General features: G+C 72.5%; 18 protein-coding genes. 5 read left to right on the top strand and 13 right to left on the bottom strand.

The genetic code is table 11. The annotated features are described in order from the left end of the window. Nucleotides 1-2 precede the first annotated feature (2 nt). Nucleotides 3-995 carry a hypothetical protein gene (locus QF037_RS11115; protein ID WP_307024112.1) on the bottom strand — a complete coding sequence of 331 codons (993 nt, stop codon included), beginning with the start codon at nt 993-995 and terminating at the stop codon, nt 3-5. A 171-nt stretch (nt 996-1166) separates the two neighbouring features. Here QF037_RS11115 and QF037_RS11120 point away from each other — a divergent pair, with 171 nt between their 5' ends. Beyond that, complete coding sequence (locus QF037_RS11120) at nt 1167-3017, top strand: caspase family protein (protein ID WP_307024113.1); 1851 nt, start codon at nt 1167-1169, stop codon at nt 3015-3017. A gap of 5 nt (nt 3018-3022) precedes the next feature. Here QF037_RS11120 and QF037_RS11125 read toward each other — a convergent pair whose 3' ends face one another. The 5 genes from QF037_RS11125 to QF037_RS11145 form a co-directional block, all read right to left on the bottom strand. Then, the gene (locus QF037_RS11125; RefSeq protein ID WP_307024115.1) at nt 3023-5899 is read right to left on the bottom strand and encodes a CHAT domain-containing protein; all 2877 of its coding nucleotides are present in this window, start codon (nt 5897-5899) and stop codon (nt 3023-3025) included. A 1-nt stretch (nt 5900) separates the two neighbouring features. Beyond that, complete coding sequence (locus QF037_RS11130; RefSeq protein WP_307024117.1) at nt 5901-6575, bottom strand: RES family NAD+ phosphorylase; 675 nt, start codon at nt 6573-6575, stop codon at nt 5901-5903. Between the two features lie 3 nt (nt 6576-6578). After that, complete coding sequence (locus QF037_RS11135) at nt 6579-7235, bottom strand: hypothetical protein (protein WP_307024119.1); 657 nt, start codon at nt 7233-7235, stop codon at nt 6579-6581. Next, complete coding sequence (locus QF037_RS11140) at nt 7226-8356, bottom strand: macro domain-containing protein (protein WP_307024120.1); 1131 nt, start codon at nt 8354-8356, stop codon at nt 7226-7228. The genes QF037_RS11135 and QF037_RS11140 overlap by 10 nt, the downstream gene beginning before the upstream one ends. 297 nt (nt 8357-8653) lie before the next feature. Continuing rightward, complete coding sequence (locus QF037_RS11145; RefSeq protein ID WP_307037123.1) at nt 8654-9847, bottom strand: sensor histidine kinase; 1194 nt, start codon at nt 9845-9847, stop codon at nt 8654-8656. Nucleotides 9848-10083: 236 nt separating this feature from the next. Here QF037_RS11145 and QF037_RS11150 point away from each other — a divergent pair, with 236 nt between their 5' ends. Beyond that, complete coding sequence (locus QF037_RS11150) at nt 10084-10284, top strand: hypothetical protein (RefSeq protein WP_307024122.1); 201 nt, start codon at nt 10084-10086, stop codon at nt 10282-10284. A gap of 63 nt (nt 10285-10347) precedes the next feature. Here QF037_RS11150 and QF037_RS11155 read toward each other — a convergent pair whose 3' ends face one another. The 4 genes from QF037_RS11155 to QF037_RS11170 form a co-directional block, all read right to left on the bottom strand. Continuing rightward, complete coding sequence (locus QF037_RS11155) at nt 10348-10737, bottom strand: ribonuclease (protein ID WP_307024123.1); 390 nt, start codon at nt 10735-10737, stop codon at nt 10348-10350. Between the two features lie 86 nt (nt 10738-10823). Then, nucleotides 10824-11729, bottom strand: coding sequence for a DMT family transporter (locus QF037_RS11160; RefSeq protein WP_307024125.1), 906 nt, complete (start codon nt 11727-11729; stop codon nt 10824-10826). Nucleotides 11730-11820: 91 nt separating this feature from the next. Then, the gene (locus QF037_RS11165; protein ID WP_307024128.1) at nt 11821-12447 is read right to left on the bottom strand and encodes a dihydrofolate reductase family protein; all 627 of its coding nucleotides are present in this window, start codon (nt 12445-12447) and stop codon (nt 11821-11823) included. A gap of 80 nt (nt 12448-12527) precedes the next feature. Further along, entirely contained in the window at nt 12528-13343 is an 816-nt protein-coding gene (locus QF037_RS11170; protein WP_307024130.1) for an AIM24 family protein, read from the bottom strand. Between the two features lie 100 nt (nt 13344-13443). Between QF037_RS11170 and QF037_RS11175 the strand changes: the two genes are divergently transcribed. Then, nucleotides 13444-14181 carry an SDR family oxidoreductase gene (locus tag QF037_RS11175; protein WP_307024132.1) on the top strand — a complete coding sequence of 246 codons (738 nt, stop codon included), beginning with the start codon at nt 13444-13446 and terminating at the stop codon, nt 14179-14181. Nucleotides 14182-14337: 156 nt separating this feature from the next. Here QF037_RS11175 and alc read toward each other — a convergent pair whose 3' ends face one another. Together alc and allB are read right to left on the bottom strand one after the other, a co-directional pair. Continuing rightward, the gene (alc, locus tag QF037_RS11180; RefSeq protein ID WP_307024134.1) at nt 14338-15468 is read right to left on the bottom strand and encodes an allantoicase; all 1131 of its coding nucleotides are present in this window, start codon (nt 15466-15468) and stop codon (nt 14338-14340) included. Between the two features lie 46 nt (nt 15469-15514). Then, entirely contained in the window at nt 15515-16852 is a 1338-nt protein-coding gene (gene allB / locus QF037_RS11185; RefSeq protein ID WP_307024136.1) for an allantoinase AllB, read from the bottom strand. 273 nt (nt 16853-17125) lie between these two features. Here allB and QF037_RS11190 point away from each other — a divergent pair, with 273 nt between their 5' ends. Both QF037_RS11190 and QF037_RS11195 read left to right on the top strand, forming a co-directional pair. After that, entirely contained in the window at nt 17126-17920 is a 795-nt protein-coding gene (locus tag QF037_RS11190; RefSeq protein ID WP_307024138.1) for an IclR family transcriptional regulator, read from the top strand. Further along, nucleotides 17917-18612, top strand: coding sequence for a DUF6304 family protein (locus QF037_RS11195; RefSeq protein ID WP_307024140.1), 696 nt, complete (start codon nt 17917-17919; stop codon nt 18610-18612). The genes QF037_RS11190 and QF037_RS11195 overlap by 4 nt, the downstream gene beginning before the upstream one ends. A gap of 247 nt (nt 18613-18859) precedes the next feature. Here the strand turns inward: QF037_RS11195 and QF037_RS11200 are convergent, their stop codons facing one another. Beyond that, nucleotides 18860-19144, bottom strand: coding sequence for a DUF5955 family protein (locus tag QF037_RS11200; protein WP_307024142.1), 285 nt, complete (start codon nt 19142-19144; stop codon nt 18860-18862). Nucleotides 19145-19190: the final 46 nt, after the last annotated feature.

The following is a 19190-nucleotide window of genomic DNA, read 5'->3' on the forward strand; positions in this document are numbered from 1 at the left end:
CATCAGCCACGCAGGAGCACTCCGTGTCGGGTGCGCAGGCGCCGGATCTCCCACCAGGCCACCGCGGACACCGAGGCCGGACCGCACAGGAACGCGAGGACCTGGATGAGCGGTGGGCCGGGTGGCAGTCCGCCCGCGGCCAGGCTGATGAGCGCGAACTCCCACACCAGGGTGCCGGTCAGGAGGGCGGGTAGCGCAGCGTGCACCTCGGCGGCGTTGAAGCCGCTGCGCACGGCGGGTCCGGTGGCGAACACCAGGAAGAACAGCAGCCACAACAGGGGCACCATGAGCGGGACAGTGGCCCACGGGGCGTCGGCGCTCGCCGACTCCCGTTCGAGCAGGAAGACTCCGCCCGCGATCAGGGGAATCGCCGTCACCGCGCCGACGTACCAGAGGGCGGCCTTCCCTGCCGCGCGCACCCGCTGCCCGATGTGCGGCCTCGCGTGCGACGGCGCCCAGCGGATCAGGACCGCGATCACCACCGGCGCGCTCAGGAGCAGCAGCGGCGGGGTCACCACGAGCCGCATCATGTACTGCTCCTGGGCCTGCCCGAAGTCCTCCGGCTTGCCATAGGCGATCAGCAGCACAAGGGTCATGAGGGCCGCGCTCATGGCCCTTGTCTTCTGAAGACGTCTCACATACGGGTCGTCGTAGAGACGGTGAGCGCGTGGCGGGAAGAGGCGGTGCGCCCGGACGCGGGCAGAGCGGGCGAACACGTACCCCACCATCAGGGCCGGCACCACGAACCAGGTGCACGGCAGCAGCAGGAACGCCCATACGCAGCCGTGGACACGAGAGCGTCCGCCCCGCAACAGGTCGCGCAAGGGCGGCCATTCGGCACCGCGGAGGCCGCTCACCGTTCCCCACAGGGAGGCGGGGGGCTGCGGTCGGGGCTGAGGGATGTACGGATACGGCTGGGGCGGGATGTACGGCCCGGTGTTCGGCGGCGGCGGACAGGGCGGCTGGTACGGGTTGTTGGGTCCCCCGAAGCTCACGCTGGTGTTCCTTCCGGTGCTCGTGCGGCTGCGGGCCGCATATGTACGGCCCGTACGCTCACACAAGTCAACTCGCTTCACGGCCGAAGGACATGGGTTCGGTCGTAGACGCCCGGCGAACGCCCCGGGTATGCCCTGTCCACGCCCTGCCGATGCTGGCAAGATCGCCCCATGCGCACCGTGTACGCCCTGTTCGTAGGCATCGACGACTACCCCGGCGGCCGCCGGCTGCGTGGCTGCGTCAACGACGCGCGGGATGCGGAGAGTTGGCTGCGACAACAGAGCGGCACCCTTGCGCCCGTCGTCCGGTCCCTGCACGACGGGCAGGCCTCCAGGGCGGCCGTGCTGGCAGGCGTCCGGCAGCATCTCGGGCAGGGCGGGCCGCAGGACACCGCGCTGTTCTGGTTCAGCGGCCACGGCAGCGAGTACCGCACCGACGATCCGCGCGAGGCGACCGGCCACGCGCAGGCGCTGGTGTGCCACGACAGTCTGGGGCCGACCGGACAGCCGCTGCTCCAGGACAGCGAACTCGGCGCGCTGCTCGACGAGATCGCGGCGCGGGGCACCCACGTCGTAGCGATCCTGGACTGCTGCCACGCGGGCGGCGCGACCCGCGACTCCGGCTTCGCGCCGCCCGGCGCGACGAGCCGCGGCGTGGACTGGCAGCCCTGGTGGCAGGTCACGGCCGCTCCCCGCGAAGGCGGTGGCGAAAGCGGCCCCGACAGCGCCCGGCACGTCCTGCTCGCCGCCTGCCGCCCGCACGAGCGCGCGCACGAGAACCTCATCGACGGCCGGATCCGCGGCTACTTCAGCCACGCGCTGCTGGGCGCACTCGACCGGCTGGGGTCCGGCGCCCCGTACGGCGCGGTGCACACGCTGGCAGAGGAGCGGGTGCGCACCCGGACCCCGTTCCAGCATCCCGAACTGCGCGGCCCGGAGGACGGCGGCTTCCTGTCCGGCGCCGCGGTCACGACCGGGCCCTTCCTGCTCCGGCACACGGCGCACGGCTGGGAGGTCAACTGCGGTCAGGCGCACGGGCTGCGGGCGGCCGGCGCGGAGTTCACGCTGCTCGGCGGACCCACCTCACGCAAGGCCGTCGTACGTCAAGTGCACCCGGAGTCCTGTCTGGTGGAGCCCGATGGCTGGCAACCCGGGGCGACGGACCGGTACTTGGCGCATCCGGTGGCTCCGACAGCAGTGGCGTTCACACCCGCCGCCGTGACGCTCGCCGGGGACCCCGGACCGGTGCAGCTGCTCTCGGCGGCGATGGCGCACGTGCCGGTGCTCGCCCACGGCGGGGACGGACTGCCGCTGCGCGTCGACGCCGCGGGCGGATGGGCGCGGGTATCGGGCGGGGCCGGGCATCCGGTGCCCGAGCTGCCGCTGCGCTCACGCGCGGACGCGGACCGGGTCGTCGACTGCCTTGCGCACCTGGCCCGTTGGCATCACATCCTGGATCTGCACAATCCCGATCCCTGGCTGTCATCACTGGTCCGGGTCACCGTCGAGGAGACGTCGGTGGGGCGGGTGACGCACTCCGCCGACGGCGAGATCGTCTGCGGGTACACCCTGACCGGCCGGGAGCCTCAGGTGATGGTCCGCATCCACAACCAGTCGCACCGCCGACTGTGGTGTGTACTACTGGACCTGACGGACCGTTACGCCTGTTCTCCGCACCTGTACGAGGGTGACTTCGTCGGGCCCGGCAGGGCGGGTCTGGCGCGCCGCGGGGAGCCGGTGTGGCTGCGGCTGCCGCCGGGGCGGGCGCTGGTGCGGGGTGCCTTCGCCCGGGACTGGTTGAAGGTGATCGTGACCGAGAACGAGCTGAACCTCGCGCCCTTCCGGCTGCCCGCCTGGCCCCCCGAGACCCCCGAAGAGGGCGAGCGCGCGTACCGGGAACCGGCCGTCGGCGGCCTGCTGCGGCTCACCACGCCGTCGCAGCGGCGGGACGCGGGCGGCCCGGCGCACGACGTGGGCCGCTGGGGTACGGCCCAGGTCGTGGTGCGTACGGAGGTCACCTGACCGGCTCACCGGCCCAGGTGGGTGAAGCCCGCCCAGGACGTCAGGTCGGCGCCGCTGATACGGCGCACGCGGTCCTGGAGGCGGGCCGGCATCCCGGGCGGCGGCCGGCGACGGTCGTCCAGCATCCACAACTGCGCGCTGCGCAGGGCCGGTCCGGGCGGCATACCGTCGCGGCTCATGAAGTGGTGGGTCATGTACATCAGCAGGGACGTCGCCTCGTCGGGCACCGGCCACAGGGAGCCGATCACCGAGCGGGCGCCGGCCACGAGGAACGCCGTTGACAGGCTGTACGCCTCGTCGTAGCCGCGCCCCGACACATTGGTACGGCAGGCGGCGAGGACGACCAGTTCCAGGTCCGGGAAGCGACGGGCCCCCTCGGTCAGGTCCTCGGCCGCCAACTGCCCCCCGGACAGGGCGAGATAGGCACTGTGCCGCTCGCCCTGGCGCACCACGCCGTGGCAGGCGAGGTGCAGCAGTCCGCCTCGCTGTCGGTGCAGCCAGTCGGTGACGGCGGCGGGCGTGGCGGTGCCGGGGCCGAGGATGTCGCCGTCCGGGTGGAAGGCGCGGTGGATGGCTTCCGCCTCCTCGCCCGCGTGATGGAGGTCGCGGGTGGGGTTGCCGACGACGAGGGCCTGCCGGGTCCGGGCGGCGGGCCGGGCGGCGACCTCGCACAGCAGCCGGGCAGACGGGAGGTAGGAGACGTCCGCCTCCTGGCAGGCGTGGCGGCGGCCTCGGCCGGGCAGACGGGCCGCGTGCCAGGGCACAGCGCCGAGCTCCGCCATCGGCACCAGCACGACGGAGGGCACCCGGCCGTAACCGCGCGGGAGGTGCTTCAGCAGAGGCTCCATCACCGCCGTACCGGCCCAGTCGCACAGTCGTTCCAGCGCAGCCCGGCTCACATCCGCGCGGGGCGGTGGGGCGGGGCTGGGCTCGGTGGGCGGGCCGCCGGCGTCCCGGCCAGGGGTGCCGGTGGCGCGGTAGGACGCCAACTCGGTGGCCTCGACGAGCAGTCGGGGCATGGGCAGCGCCTGTGTCCGGCCGTCGGCGGAGACGATGAGCGCCTGGCCCTCGTCGGCTCGCCGGCCGAAGAACACCCGGTCCGTCAGGCTCGGCTCCTCCGCGTTGCCGGGAACGAGATAGACCAGGGCCGTCGCGCCCATGGTGCGCAGGGCCGCGCCGATCTCCTCGGGCGAAGGGGCGTACAGCAGCCGCTGCCGCAGCGGAGACGCGGACAGTACCTCCAGGACACGGCGGCGCAGCCGGCTGGACGGGCCGGAGACGGGGATCTGTCCCGTGAGCGTCAGTCCGGCCTCGGGTTGCGGTACGGCGGCCACGACGCCGGCCCGCCGCCATTCGTCCGCGAGTTCGGGCCGGCCCGCGGCGGCCAGCAGATCGGGCACAGTGGTCGCCACGGTCGCCGCGTGCAGGGCCAGCCCGCGTCCGGCGTCGAGGGCGCGGACGGCGTCCGCGTGGGCGCCGTCCTCGATGCACCAGCGGGCCACGTCGAGCGCGTTCTCGCCCGCGCGCCGGGCGGTCTCGGCGGCGTGGGAGGTACCGGACTGGAGGATGACCTGCCAGGCCGCCGCCCGCAGGGAGTCGAGGCCGACGCGCCGGGACTCCTCGTGGTTGCGGCGCTTGGCGTGCCGGTCGCGTGGATGCAGATAGTCGCCACGGAACCGGTAGGCCATGGCGAGGCACATCCCGGTGTTCCCCCACTGCGGATGCTCCGGGCCGCCGGACAGCTTGAGGGTGTGCCGCAGCCAGGAGATGCCCTGGTCCAGGTGGTGGGGGCAGTCGGCACGGGGGGCGATGCTGTTGACGGCGAGCATGCAGTGGGCCATGCCGAGCGTGCCGGCGTTGCGGAGCCACCGTTCGTCGTCGGGCTCCAGCAGGTCCATGGCCTCTTCGAGGAGACCGAACGCCTCGACGGTGACCGCGTAGTCGCCGGCGAGCATGGCGCGCGTCGCCCGGGCGAGACCGACGTCGCTGAGCCGGTCGGTCCGCGCGTTCTGCGGGACGCCGGCGAGTTGTCGTCGTATCTCGTCCAGTGGCGTCGCGGGCGGGAAGTCCGCCGCGGTGAGGTCCTCGCCGGTGCGGCGGGCGCGGAGGACCGCCAGGTTCCCGCGGGCGGCGTCGAGGTAGGCCTCGAGGTTGGGCCGGTCCATCTGGTCGGGCGACATCCGCGCCAGGGCGGACTCCATCTCCCTGATCCGTAGGGCGAGGTCGGCCTCGTCCTCGCGCCGGGTGGCCTGGTGGGAGCGGTACACGGCCAGCTGTACGGCCATGGCCAGGCGCTGCTGTTCGTCGAACACCGGCGAGTCGGCGAGCCGGGCCAGGTCCTCGACCGCGGAGTCGAAGTCGTCCTCGCCGCCACCGAGTTGGGCCAGGTGAATACGGACTCCGGCGTGCGACACGTCGATGGCGTCCCGCTGCGGGCTGCCAGGGGGCAGCATGGCGCGGGCTTCCTCCAGTCGCCCGAGTGCAGCCTCCAACTCCGCCGGGTCACCCAGCTGTTGGAGTGCCTGCATACTGCTCACGCCCAGGATGCCGGCCTGCCAGGACTGGTCCTGCGGCCCGTACTGCCGCGCCTCGCCCAGGAGTTCCCGCTGCCGCCGCTCGTCGGCGACCGGGCGGTCGAACATCAGGTGCGTAAGAATGCTGAGGATCTGCCCCGCGCGCAGTCCGGACATCATGGTGCCCCGGGGCAGCGCCTTCCAGTCCTCGTACAGCATGTCGTACGCCTCGCGGCCCGTGGCGCAGCCCAGATGGCCGAGCACGAGGGAGGTGAGCCGGGTCATGTCCTGGGCGTCGTTCATCCCTTGGCGTGCGCTCTGCTGGATCTCGTAGATCAGCGCGTGCAAGTCGTACGGCTGCTGCGGCACTTCAGATCATCCGTTCCGGCCGTCGTGGCGCGGCCTGTGTCCGGTACGGCGCGAGTACGCCGTCCAGCCAGCGCTCGCCTTCCTCGGTCCCGAAGTCGACGGACGGCGCGCCCGTGGGTTCGAGGACCTGCGCCCCGCCCCGGTCCTCGAAGAGGACGGCGACCCGGTCGGCGGGTTCGCGTTTCGACGGCCAGACGAAGCCCTGCGCCCAGGGTTTCGTCTGCCGCCGGATCCAGTGCCCCCAGTCACGGGTCTGCGGGTAGTCGGCGCCCTCGGTGTGCACCAGCCAGGTGTCCTGTGCCACCGCCGCGAGGTCCGCGCCGGACATCAGCGACACGACCTCGACATCCGCGGCCAGCCGGAGGAACGACAGACTGCGCCGCTCGAACGCGACGCGCGGCAGCAGTCGCGGGCCGCCGTCGCCGTCGAAGGGCAGTGAGCGCAGCAGCACCTCGCTCACTGCCGCGCCGACGCCGAAGCCGACGTAGAGGTAGCCGTAGGGGTCGTAGAGGGTGCTGTCGAACCGGCCACCGTAGTAGAAGGGGTGCGAGAGGCGGGAGTTGTACGCCGTCGGCGCGCGGTGCGTGGAGTGGACCCGGTAGACGGGTGTGCCGGCGCGCAGGACGGCACGGGTGGGCTCACCGGGCGGCACCTCGGGGGGCGGGTACTTGCCCATCGGCTACTCCCCCGCCCCGTCGACGGCCGCCAACGCCTGCGCGGCGCCCAGTAGTTCGGCGTCGCGGTCGCGGCCCAGCAGCCCGGCCGGGGTGCCGTCCCACCATGTCGTGCGGGAAAGCCACCAGTCGGCGGCTCCCCAGGGGTCGATGTCGGCGCGCAGCACGGTGTTGACCTCCAGCACGATCCGCCAGGGCATGGTCCCGGCCTCGAACTGGAACAGCGGGAGCCGTCTGCGGCCGTCCTCGCCGGACAGCGCGATCAGCCGTGGATCGGCGTCCCGCCACCACTGCGACGCGGGCTGCGCGAGCAGGCGTTCGCGTACGGGGCCCAGGACGGGGCCGACCATCGGGTTGCCGTCGAGCACGAGCATGCACAGGTCGGCGGCGGCGAACCCCTCGTACTGCGCGGAGTCGGACCCGCCCACGAACCGCCCCTGGCCGCCGTCCTGGCGGCGCAGTCGCGCGGCCTCCTCGGCCGGGAGGGCGTCGAGCAGGGTCCGGGCCGCTCGGTCGGCGGCCGGTTCCTGGTCGGGGCCCGCCGCCCGCAGTTCGGCGAGCCGATCGCCCAGGGACTGCCGTACGCCCGGGTCGAGCAGCGGCGACAACCTGCCGAAGTCGGCGGCGAACGCGGCGAGCACCATGAAGGGGTTCACCCGCACCCGGCCTCCCTCTCTCCACTTCCGGTCGAATGCGTTGGTTGCAGGGGCTGTTGGGTCGCCCCGAGCACATCCGCGATCAACTCGGCGAGCAGCGGCCTGCGCGCGACGAGATGCAGCCTGCGGTCCGGAGCGGAGTCGGCTGCCAGCGCGGACCACAGGGCGCTCAGGCTGGTCTGCGCCGGCAGTCCGCCGCGACCGGCGCCCAGCAGGGGGAAGCAGATCGAGCGCAACGGCGGGGTGTGGGCGTCGCGTTCCTCGTCCATCAGGGCCAGAGCGCGGGCCGCGGCCGCGGCGATGTCCTGCGGGGTGACGTCGTAGTCGTTGGTGCCGGGCCTGGGGATGGTGACAGCCGCGTGGTAGATACGGCGGATTCCGCGCGCGGCGAGGGCGCCGGGGCCGGTCGGCGCGACGGTTCCGGGGAGTACGGGGCGCCCCGTGACGCCGTTCTCCCGGCGCCACCGGGCCAGTTCCTCGTGCACCGGGTCGCCGGTCACGTCGCCCCGCGCGTCGCGCACCGCACCGGCCCGGCGCAGCGCGGCCGGCACGGAGGCCTTGAACATCTCGGGCAGGGCGAAGTGGGTGTTGGACGGTGAGACGATCACGTCCACGTTCCGGATGAGCTCGACGGGGTGTAAGTGGAGCGTCACGCCGATGGGCCCGACATGCAGGGTGCGGTGCTGCAAGTGGGGGGCGAGCAGGGCGGGTCCGTCTCCCGGGCCGCGCCGCGCGCCGGTGCCGGCGAGCCAGCACACCTGCTCGGCGATCTGGCCGAGGACCATCTCCTCCTGGCTCTTGCGGAACCGCTCGACACTGACGCTGTACGCCCGCGCGGCGAGCCTGCGCCGGTCCGCTGCCGGCCGGTCGCGCATCCCGGGTGCCAGGCCGATGGTGAATTCGGCCGCCGCCTGGAGCGCGCCCCCGCCGATCCGGGCCACCGCGGCCCGCAGCAGGTTCTCGACCTCGACAGGCCAGGCGTCGGTGACCGCGCCGGAGCGCGGAGCGGCCGCCCGCCGCAGCAGCGGGAGATCGAGGTCACGGATCCGGACCAGGCCCTCCACCCGGACCATCTTCACCTCCCTGAGGACCGACGCGACGTCGAACTCCGGAGCATCAGGGGACATGACACCCATGATCGTGCGCCCGCCGCACCGGCCACAAGTGCCGCACGGCACCCCACGCTAGCGGCTACGGGGTTCGCCGGGGCCGTGTTGACGCGGCGTCACCCGGGCGAGTGTGGCGCGGAGTTGGGCAGGCCAGGAGCGACGGTCGTCGGCGCATCGGGGCACACGGGCGGGGTGCCGGTGGTGACCGGCAGAGAGCGCCTCCCGGGCCGCCGACGCACCGGTGCCGGTACCGGTGCGGATGCCGGTGCTCAGGCCGAGCCAACGCCGGTGCTCAGGCCGGTCCCGGTGCCGTCCTCACCCCCACGGCAGCCACGCCCGTACCTCGAAGCCGCCGTCCGCCGTAGCGCCGTGTTCCAGGCTGCCGCCGGCCAGCGACGCCCGTTCCGTCAGCCCGATGAGCCCCTGTCCGGAGCCCGGCACAGGGGTCACCTCGCCCTCGGGTGCCGGGTTGTGCACCGCCACGGTGAGCCCGTCACCGGGGCCGCCCTCGACCGCGACGGTGACCTCGGTGCCGGGGGCGTGTTTGCGGGCGTTGGTCAGGCCCTCCTGGGCGATGCGGTAGGCGGTGCGGCCGACGGAGGCGGGGACGGCGGCGGGGTCGGTGACGCGGGTGTCGAGGCTGACCTTCATGCCGGCCTCACGGGACTCGGCGACCAGCGCGTCCAGTGCGGCGAGGGTCGGCTGGGGACGGCCCGTGTCGTCCTGCTCCCCGGCCCGCAGGACACCGATGATCTCGCGCAGGTCCTGGAGCGCCTCGTGGGAGCTCTCCCGGATGACGCCGGCCGCGCGGGCGACCTCCTCCCGGGGTGCGTCGGGCCGGAACTCCAGCGCGCCCGCGTGCACGCTGAGCAGGGTCAGCCGGTGGGCGAGGACGTCGTGCATCTCGCGGGCGATGGCCTCGCGGGCCAGCCGCTGCGCCTGCTCGGCCCGCAGCCGGGCCTCCGTCGCGGCGCGCCGGGCGCGGTCCTGGAAGCTCAGCACGAGCTGCCGCTTGGACCGTACGACCATGCCCGAGGCGACCACCACCGCGGTCATCAGCACGAGGATGACGACGATGGCGAGATACGGCAGGTCGGGGTCGGGGCGTATCCAGCAGTAGAGCGGGATCAGCGCCGTGTTGGCCCCGCCCACCCACGCGATGTACCGGAACGGCCGGTGCACGGCGAGCGTGAACAGGGCGATGATGCAGGTGCCGCCCGCGGTGTCCGAGACGAGCCCCACGGGGAGCATGGCGACGGCCAGCCCGACGGGCCAGCGGCGGCGCAGCCACACCGCGGCGCAGGCGACCGCGCCGATCACCTGGTCGAGGCGGGCGAGGGCGTCCGGGACATGGGGGTTGGAGGTCACCGCCTCCGCGCCGACCAGGCCGACGATGACGGCCACCGCGAAGCAGCTGAAGTCGACGAGCCAGTCGCGCGCGGTACGCCGGGGCCGCCGTCCGGGGCGCTCGCCGTCCGGGTCGAGCTCCTTCAGGACAGCCGAGGGCATCAGCCAGCGCCGCCCCGCGAACGCCGGGGGCACCGCTACGGACTCGTCTCCACTCACGGTCGACAAATCTACGCACGGAAGGCCCGTGTCACCTCCGCGCGGACGGGATCTCCGACCAAAGTCGGCGGGCCGCCTACTTTCGGCGCGGCCGGACCGCGCGGACCGCAGACTTCCGTCGCACGCGCCTCGCCCCGCGGCCGATGTGCGTGGGGGGTCCGCGGGGCGAGCGTATGCGCATGAAGCAACTGCTGGAACTGCTCGGATTCTTCGCCCTGGTGCAGGGCGTCGCCGGCCTGGTGCACGAGTTCACCGACTGGCACTGGGGACTCGTGCAGAGGATCGGCTTCCTCGACGGCTACGGGCTCTACGCGAGTGTCGCCCTGCTCGTGCTGGCGATCGCGCTGTTCGCCGCCGCGGAGAGCCGGAAGTCGGGCTGAACGGGGACCGGAGCTCCGGCCGGCCTCACCGTTACCCGACGCCCCGACGAGGTGCGACGCGGCTCAGCAGCTGTAGTTGACCAGCTTGAACGTGGCGTAGTGGTCCGCCGTGTAGTAGTCCTCCTGGGTCTTCTGGCCGGTGACGATGCGACGGGCTCCGCGAGTGGACGATCCGGGCGTGATGACCGTGTACTCGTGGTAGTAGCTGCTCGACTGGCTGGGCAGGACGCCTTCCCGGTTCTGGAAGACGGTGCCGTCCTGGGAGTACGGGTAGGGACCACCCTGCTCGATCAGGTCGAGGGTGTCGTGCGCCTGGGAGGGCAGGGCGCTGTAGCAGATGCTGCCGACCGCGGCGGCGGCCGGGGAGGCCGTGGCGACGGTGCCGCCGACGAGAAGCGCGGACAGGACGGCGACCGCGGCGCCGATGCGAGTGATTCGTGGGGGGAATCTCATGCCCTCATGATGACGCGCGTAGACAGTGGCATGTCAATGACAACTCCGGAGATTTTTACTGTCAAGTCCGATGAGTTTTCCCGGAGTTAACCTGCCGCCCGGCGTCCCCACGCGGTCCCCACAAGCACCAGCGCGCCCCCCGCCAGGCCGAGCACGCCGAGCCGTTCCCCGCCGAGCGCGATACCGGCCAGGGCGGCCCACAGGGGCTCGGTGCCCAGGAGCAGGCTGACCCGGGACGGGGAGGTGCGGCGGACCGCCCACATCTGCACGAAGAAGGCGAACAACGTGCAGAACACGGACAGGAACAGCAGCCCGGCCCACTCGCGCGGTCCGAAGTCCACGGCCGTCTGCCAGGGCTTGGCGTCGGCGCCGGTCGCCAGGAGCGCGAACACCGCCACGGCGGCGCCGAGTTGGACGGTGGTCAGGGAGAGCGCGTCGGCGCCCTGGACGGACTTGACGCGGGACATGGCGAGGACGTGGACCGTGCGTGCCAGGGCCGCGAGCAGCATGAGCAGATCGCCGAGGGAGGGCGAGGTGAAGCCGCCGCCCTGGGTGAGCAGGACGACGCCGAGCACAGAGAGTGCGGCGGCGCCGAGGAAGGCCCGTGAGGGGCGGGTGCGGGTGACGGCGGCCTCGGCGAGCGGCGTGAAGATCATGGTGAGGCTGATGATGAGGCCCGCGTTGGTGGCCGACGTGTGGACGACGCCGTACGTCTCCAGCAGGAAGATCCCGCTGAGGATCAGCCCGAGGAGTCCGGCCCCGCGCCACTGGGCGGCGCTCAGGGTGCGCAGCGAGCGCCACCCGGCGGCCACGAGGGCGGGCAGGACGATCGCGAAGCGCAGCACCAGGACCGCGATCACCGTGCGGGCGGTGGTGATGTCCTTGGCGGCGAGATAGCTCGCGCCCCACACCACCGCCACGAGCAGGACGGGCAGGTCGGTCAGCCAGGTGCGGCGGGGCGCGAGGACGCGCGGTACGGCGATCGAGGACATCTGGGCGGCTCTCCCGGTCTCCCTCGGTGATGTGGAGACGTCGGTGGCTCGCACGCGGAGCGATCACCGTACTCGCGCGGCCGGACTTCGCCTAGGGGTTTTCGGGGAGCTCGTACGACCCGTACTCCGGCCGTCCCGCCAGGTCGTAGGTCTGGATGGAGGCGCCCGTGGAGGTGATGAGCCCGCTCCGGTGCGTGAAGGCGGTGGGCAGGCTGCCCTCGGTGAAGAGGCGGCGGCCGGCGCCGAGCACGACCGGGAAGGTGATCAGGTGGACGGTGTCGATCAGGTCGAGATTCAGCAGGGAGCGCAGGAGCGCTCCGCTGCCGTGGAGCTGGATCTCGCCGTCGGTGCGCTCCTTGAGGGAGGTGACCTCCTTGGCGAGGTCGCCGCCGATGACGGTGGTGCCGGACCACTCCGGGTCGGTGAGAGTGGACGAGGCGACGTACTTCGGCAGGGCGTTGAGCTTCACGGCGACCGGGTTGGCGGGGTCGGTCACCTTCGGCCAGTACCCGGCGAAGATGTCGTACGTACGACGGCCGAGGAGGAACGCGCCGACGTCGGCGAAGACCCCGTCGACGAACCGGCCGAAGTCCTCGTCGGCGTACGGGACGGTCCAGCCGCCCTGCTCGAAGCCGTTCCTGGTGTCCTCCTGGGGGCCGCCGGGGCCCTGGTAGACGCCGTCGAGGCTGACGAAGATCTGGGAGACGAGCTTGCCCATGACGGGTGCCTTCTCTCTCGGGTGGGGTCTGTTGTCATCAGCTCAGACCCCACCGGCGCCCGCAACTCATCGGTGGCGCGTCACCCGGCGTTCGTCGAGAACAGGCCGCCCGTCGGACCCTGCTTGTCGCCGCCCTGCGCCTTCTTCAGGGCGTTGGCGAGGCTCTCGATGGTGAGGGACTGGAGGATGACGCGGCCGTTGCCCTCCAGGGTGGCCAGGGAGAGGCCCTCGCCGCCGAAGACGGCGTTCATGAGCCCCTGCCGGTTGAGGCCGCCGACGCGCTGGACGCCGTAGCGGATGCCCTCCTCGAAGGCGACGACGCAGCCCGTGTCGACCTCGATGCGACCCCCGAAGTCGGCCGGATCGAGGTCGATGAAGTTTCCGGCGCCGGCGATGATCACGGTGCCGCGGCCGGTGAACTTCTCCAGGACGAACCCCTCGCCGCCCTTCATGCCGGTCCGGCCGCCCTGGAAGGCGATGCCGAAGTCGACGGTGGACTCGGCGGCGACGAAGGCGTCCTTCTCCGCGAACCACGCGCGCGTGCCGTCGAGCTCCAGGGCCCGCATCTCACCGGGCAGGACGCCCGCGAAGCCGACGGTGCCCTCGCCGCCGGTCGACGTGAAGTACTGGAACGCCGGCGACTCGCCCGCCAGGGCGCGCTGACCGACCTGCATGGCGGTGCCCATGGCCTGGCGGAGCATGCCGCCCATGCCGCCGGCGCCGCCCTGGGGCTGCTGTCCGCCGGGGTTCGACGGGCCGCCGAGGCGGGTCTCCATGGTGACGTTCGCGGTCTTGAACAGGAACTTTCCGGCCTCGCAGTACACGGTCTGACCGGGCTGCAGGCTGACGACCGCCATCTGCATGGCGTTGCCGACGATGTCTTGCTGAAGGGTCACGTCAGGAGAACGCGGGAAGCGGAGGAAAGAGTTCCGGGCATCCCACCTCGGTGTCCGTTCGCCGCCAGCACGGGCGTCCGCGGACCACTGGGATGGAGCCATGACTACTTCTCTGAACGGCAAGGTGGCTCTCGTCACGGGCGGCAGCCGCGGGATCGGCGCGGCGACGGCGGTACGGCTGGCCCGGGAGGGCGCGGACGTGGCCCTCACGTACGTGAACGGCAAGGAGGCGGCCGAGGACGTCGTACGGGCCGTCGAGGCGGAGGGGCGCCGTGCGGTGGCCCTGCGGGCGGACTCCGCGGACGCGGCCGAGGCGGCGGAGGCGGTGGACCGCGCGGCGGAGGCGCTGGGCGGCCTGGACGTGCTGGTGAACAACGTGGGCGTGGGGGTGCTGGGCCCGCTGGAGGACCTGTCGCTCGCGGAGGTGGACCGGGTGCTGGCGGTCAATGTGCGCGGGGTGTTCCTGGCCTCGCAGGCGGCGGCCGCGCGGATGACGTCCGGTGGCCGGATCATCACCGTCGGCACCTGTATGACGCAGCGGGTGCCGGGCCCCGGCGGAACCCTCTACACGACCAGCAAGTCGGCCCTGATCGGCCTCACGAAGGCCCTCGCCAGGGAACTTGGCCCCCGCGGCATCACCGCGAACATCGTGCATCCGGGCCCTGTCGACACGGACATGAATCCGGCGGACGGTCCCTACGCGGCGGGGCAGGCGGCGATGACGGCGCTCGGGCGGTTCGGGACGGCCGGCGAGGTGGCGGGGATGGTCGCCTACCTGGTGGGGGCGGATTACGTCACGGGGGCGGAGTTGTCGGTGGACGGGGGGCACGCGGCGTGACGCCCGTGTGATGTTCTCGCCCCCGCCGCCCCTACCCGTCCCGTCCCTGGGGGCTGCCGCCCCCAGATCCCCGCTTCGGCCCTGAACGGGCCTCGTCCTCAAACGCCGGACGGGCTGGGTCTCTCAGCCCCTCCGGCGCTTGACGCCCTGCGTGTGTCAGCCGCCGAGCTCCTGATGCCGCGCCGCCAAGGCTGCCGCGCCGGCCTCCGTGAGCGAGCCGTGCAGCCGCAGTCGGGAGATGCCGCCGTCCGGGAAGATGTCCACGCGCGCGTGGGTGCCGACCGCCGGGGCCGGGAGGACGAAGCGGTGATCGGTGTCGGGCTGGAGGCGGGTGCGCGGGAGGATCTCCGTCCACTCGCCGTTCTCGCCGTCCTTGACGGACACCGAGGCCCAGCCGGCGCTGTTCCCCTTCAGATACGCCGTGTCGATCTCGATCGCGCGGATCTGGGACTGGGCCACCAGGCGGTAGCGGATCCAGTCGTTGCCCTGGTCGCGGCGGCGGCGGGTCTCCCAGCCGTCGTCCATCTTGCGGGAGCGGCCCGGCTGGATGGTGTTGGAGGCCGGGGAGTAGAACAGGTTGGAGGCGTCCTCGGCCCGGCCGCCGTTCTCCAGGGCGACCACGTCGAAGGTGCCGAGGACCGACAGCCACTGGGGGTCCGGGACCACCTCGCCGTGGACCCGCAGGCGGGCGATGCCGCCGTCGGGGTGCTGGTTGACGCGCAGGTGCGTGAAGCGCTGCTCGACCGAGACCTCGAAGCCGTTCGCCGCGTGGCCGCCGACCGCCGTGCGCGGGACCAGCGTCGTCCACTTCACGTCGTCGCCCAGCAGCTCCTCCGGCGACGGCGAGCCCGCCACCGACGTGCCCTCGACCGACACCGCCTGCGGGTAGTTGCCGCGGAAGTGGGCCGTGTCGACGACGATGCCGCGGATCACGCCGGGCGCACCGAGGCGGACCAGCGCCCAGTCGTGGTCCTCGGCCGTCGGCCACGGGTGCCCGGCGGAGGCACCGCGGCGGCGGCGCGTCTCCCAGCCGTCCATGATCTTGCCCTTGTGCCCGAAGTGCTCGGGGTCGAACTCGGCGCGCCCGGCGATCAGCAGGTTCTCGCGCTGGGCGAAGAACTCGTCGTTGGCGGCGATGACTCCGGCACCGAGCTGCCGGGCGGCGAGGTCGGCGTACTGGGTGAAGGGGAAGTCGGCGGTGCGGTAGTCCGCGTACGGGTCACCGCCGCCGTACGGGTTCGCGTCGCCGGTGAAGCGAGCCGGAGGAGATTGATGCTGCGCCGTCAAAGGTCTGCCTTTCGGGAGTCGGCCGCTGCGGGTGCGGAGGTCTGTATCAGTGGTCCCGGGTGAGGAGCCGGCCCTTCGGCTCCGTGAACTCGCCGTCCTGGACGATGCGTTCGCCGCGCAGCCAGGTCGACTTCACGACGCCGTACAGGGTCTTGCCCGCGTACGCCGTCACGCGGTTGCGGTGCTGGAGCCGCGCCGGGTCGACGGTGAAGGTCTCGTCGGGCGCGAGGATCGCGAAGTCGGCGTCGCGGCCGGCCTCGATGGCGCCCTTGTGGTCCAGGCCGACCAGTTCGGAGGTCCGGGTGGACATCCAGCGGACGACGTCCTCGAGCGAGTGGTCACGCCTGCGTGCCTCGGTCCACACGGCCGCGAGGCTCAGCTGGAGGCCCGAGATGCCGCCCCACGCCGTCGCGAAGTCGTCCGTCTTCAGGTCGGCCGTCGACGGCGAGTGGTCGGTGACCACGCAGTCGATGGTGCCGTCGGCCAGCGCCTGCCAGAGCAGGTCCTGGTTGGCGGACTCGCGGATCGGCGGGCAGCACTTGAATTCGCTGGCACCGTCGGGGACTTCCTCGGCGGTGAGGGTGAGGTAGTGCGGGCAGGTCTCGACCGTGATGCGGACGCCCTCGGCCTTGGCGGCGGCGATGAGCGGGAGCGCGTCGCTCGACGAGAGGTGCAGGACGTGCACGCGCGCGTCCAGCCGCTTCGCCTGGGCGATGAGCTGGGCGATCGCGGTGTCCTCGGCGTCGCGCGGGCGGGAGGCCAGGAAGTCGGCGTACCTGGGGCCGGCCTGCTGCGGGGCGGCCTCCAGGTGGTGCGGGTCCTCGGCGTGCACGATCAGCAGGCCGCCGAAGGAGGTGATCTCGGCCAGCGACCGGGCGAGCCGGCCATGTTCCAGGTGCGGGAACTCGTCCACGCCGGACGGGGACAGGAACGCCTTGAAGCCGAAGACACCGGCCTCGTGCAGCGGGCGCAGGTCCTTGACGTTGTCGGGCAGGGCGCCGCCCCAGAAGCCGACGTCGATGTGGGCCTTGTCGGCGGCGACTTCCTGCTTCGTACGGAGGTTGTCGACGGTCGTCGTCGGCGGCAGGGAGTTGAGGGGCATGTCGACGAGGGTGGTGATGCCGCCGGCCGCCGCCGCGCGCGTGGCGGTCCAGAAGCCCTCCCACTCGGTGCGGCCCGGGTCGTTGACGTGCACATGGGTGTCGACCAGGCCGGGCAGGACGACGTGGTCGCCGACGTCCTCCAGCCGGGCACCCTCCGGGACGGCGGCGTCGTACGGCAGGACGGCCGTGATCTTTCCGGCAAAGACGGCGACCGAAGCGGCACGCGTCCCTTCCGGAGTGATGACGCGCGTCGAGCGCAGCACCAGTTCTACGTCGGACACCCGGACCCCTCTCTGTCGCCGTTGTTACTTCCGGGAAACGGGATTTACTTCCACGTAACGGAATTCAACGTTCTGTTGAAGGAGTCTTCACTCCCGCTTCCGTGCCGTCAAGGGCACACTTCTCCAAAGGGCTTCGATGCGCCACACTCTGGACGTTTCCACAAGGCGGAATTAGAATTCCGACAGGCAGAACGTAGCTACGCACCAGCGGGGAGTCAACCGACTGGCGGGTAGGCTTCTGCCCTTTCCCGCCCGCCCCGAAAGGAACGCGCCGTGCCGACGTCCAGCGCCAGCACCACCGACTCCGCCAAGTCCACCACTGGCGGGGTCCAGTCCCTCGAGCGCGCCTTCGATCTGCTGGAGCGGATGGCGGACGCGGGCGGCGAGGTCGGCCTCAGCGAGCTCTCCGCGAGCAGCGGACTGCCGCTGCCCACCATCCACCGTCTCATGCGCACCCTCGTGGCCTGCGGATACGTCCGTCAGCAGCCCAACCGCCGCTATGCGCTGGGCCCGCGTCTGATCCGCCTCGGCGAGTCCGCGGCCCGGCTGCTGGGCACCTGGGCCCGCCCCTACCTGGCCCGGCTGGTCCAGGAGACCGGCGAGACGGCGAACATGGCGCTGCTCGACGGCGACGAGATCGTGTACGTCGCCCAGGTGCCGTCGAAGCACTCGATGCGCATGTTCACCGAGGTCGGCCGGCGCGTCCTGCCGCACTCCACGGGCGTGGGCAAGGCCCTCCTGGCGAACGTCCCCGACGCCGAGGTGCGCGCCCTGCTCGCCCGTACCGGCATGCCGGCCGCGACGGAGAAGACGATCACCACGCCGGAGGGCTTCCTCGCGGCCCTGGCGGACGTACGGCAGCTCGGTTACGCGGTGGACGACAACGAGCAGGAGATCGGCGTCCGCTGCCTCGCGGTGTCGGTCCCCGACTCCCCCACCGCCGCCGCCATCTCGATCTCCGGTCCGGCGGGCCGGGTCACCGAGGCGGCGACGGACAAGATCGTGCCGGTGCTCCAGCAGGTCGCCGGAGAACTGTCCGAGGCGCTGGCCACCCAGAGCCCCGCATGACCGGCTTAATGCGCTGGCCGGGCCGGTACACCGACCGGCACGGCACCGAGGAGATCCTCTTCGAGTCGGACGGCCGGGAGCTGATCCGTACGACGATCAGGGGCGTCCGCTTCGAGGGCGAGTCGATGGACGATCTCGGCGCCCTGGGCGGTGAACCGCCCGAGCTCCCCTTCTCCTTCTCCGAGGGAGGCCTGAGCTCCTGCCTCCTGGAGTGGGAGGTTCCGATGCCCGTCGACGTGGCGGGGGACGGCGTACGACAGGGTGTGCTGCGCTGCGCCCTGCGACTGAGGGACCCCGGGGGGCCGGGGCGCGGCCCGGACACGGAGCCGCTGACCGCCACCCTGCGTCTGGACGGACACGAGTACCGCGTCGCCGGCCCGGGCGACCTCGAGCACGCCCTGCACGCCCTCCAGCGCGAGTTGCCCCGAGCGGCCCGGCTCCGGGCCTGCGTCGCGTGCGCCTGGTCCGACTACCACCCGGCCGGCAGCCCGATGATGGCGGGGCTGGCCTGCTTCCGTGACGCCAAGGACCTCTACCGCCGGGTGGACGGCAAGCACGGGCCGCACGGCATCTTCGCGGTCTGGCACGCACAGACCGAGCTCGTCCAGGAGACCTGGCTGTGCGAGGAGTTCGAGCACCGCACCTCGGACCACGGCTACCGGGGGCCGTTCCCGTACCGCGGGTCGCTCTGACCTAGTGCCGCGGCAGGCAACGTTTGCCCGTCAAGGAGCGGCGTCGTGGGGGTCCCTCCCGCCCGAGCCGTGCGAAGCGCGGTTCGAGGGTGGGGGAGCGTGCTCTCGGCGTGCCGGCCGGAAGCCCTCGTACTGGACGTACTTGGGCTTTCGGCCGGTGCGGCGAGTGGGGGCCCCTCCCACGCCCTCAAGGCAGTGGGGGAGCGTGCCGGGCGTCGCGACGGGGCAAACGTTGCCTGCCGCGGCACTAGTGCCGCGGCTGCCCGAACAGATCCACCGCGTTCCGTACGTCCGTCAGCCCCCGCGACAGCGCGCTCACCGACCCGATCGCCCCCGCGATCAGCAGCAGCGACCTCCGCAGCCGGGGCACCTCCGGTGTCCCGTCGATCGTCATCGCGGCCAGCGCGGCGAGTTCGTCCTCGGCGATGCCCCGGTCGGGGAACTCGGCCGGATGCGCGGCGAGTTCGCGGCGCAGCCGGGACACCGCGGTCCGCAGGCCCGCCACCCTGGGGTCCTCGTCGCTGCCGGTCACTGACGGCCTCTGTCCCAAGCTCCGCAACACAGCTCTCCCCCCTCGC

It is taken from the genome of Streptomyces canus, assembly GCF_030815415.1.
Taxonomy (GTDB): domain Bacteria; phylum Actinomycetota; class Actinomycetes; order Streptomycetales; family Streptomycetaceae; genus Streptomyces; species Streptomyces canus_F.

What these genes read in the sequence shown, in the direction of transcription:
- QF037_RS11165 (WP_307024128.1), bottom strand. Translation starts at nt 12,447, where the DNA reads ATGGGCAAGCTCGTCTCCCAGATCTTCGTCAGCCTCGACGGCGTCTAC.
- QF037_RS11145 (WP_307037123.1), bottom strand. Translation starts at nt 9,847, where the DNA reads ATGCCCTCGGCTGTCCTGAAGGAGCTCGACCCGGACGGCGAGCGCCCC.
- QF037_RS11140 (WP_307024120.1), bottom strand. Translation starts at nt 8,356, where the DNA reads ATGTCCCCTGATGCTCCGGAGTTCGACGTCGCGTCGGTCCTCAGGGAG.
- QF037_RS11155 (WP_307024123.1), bottom strand. Translation starts at nt 10,737, where the DNA reads ATGAGATTCCCCCCACGAATCACTCGCATCGGCGCCGCGGTCGCCGTC.
- QF037_RS11130 (WP_307024117.1), bottom strand. Translation starts at nt 6,575, where the DNA reads ATGGGCAAGTACCCGCCCCCCGAGGTGCCGCCCGGTGAGCCCACCCGT.
- QF037_RS11150 (WP_307024122.1), top strand. Translation starts at nt 10,084, where the DNA reads ATGAAGCAACTGCTGGAACTGCTCGGATTCTTCGCCCTGGTGCAGGGC.
- QF037_RS11175 (WP_307024132.1), top strand. Translation starts at nt 13,444, where the DNA reads ATGACTACTTCTCTGAACGGCAAGGTGGCTCTCGTCACGGGCGGCAGC.
- QF037_RS11160 (WP_307024125.1), bottom strand. Translation starts at nt 11,729, where the DNA reads ATGTCCTCGATCGCCGTACCGCGCGTCCTCGCGCCCCGCCGCACCTGG.
- QF037_RS11120 (WP_307024113.1), top strand. Translation starts at nt 1,167, where the DNA reads ATGCGCACCGTGTACGCCCTGTTCGTAGGCATCGACGACTACCCCGGC.
- QF037_RS11195 (WP_307024140.1), top strand. Translation starts at nt 17,917, where the DNA reads ATGACCGGCTTAATGCGCTGGCCGGGCCGGTACACCGACCGGCACGGC.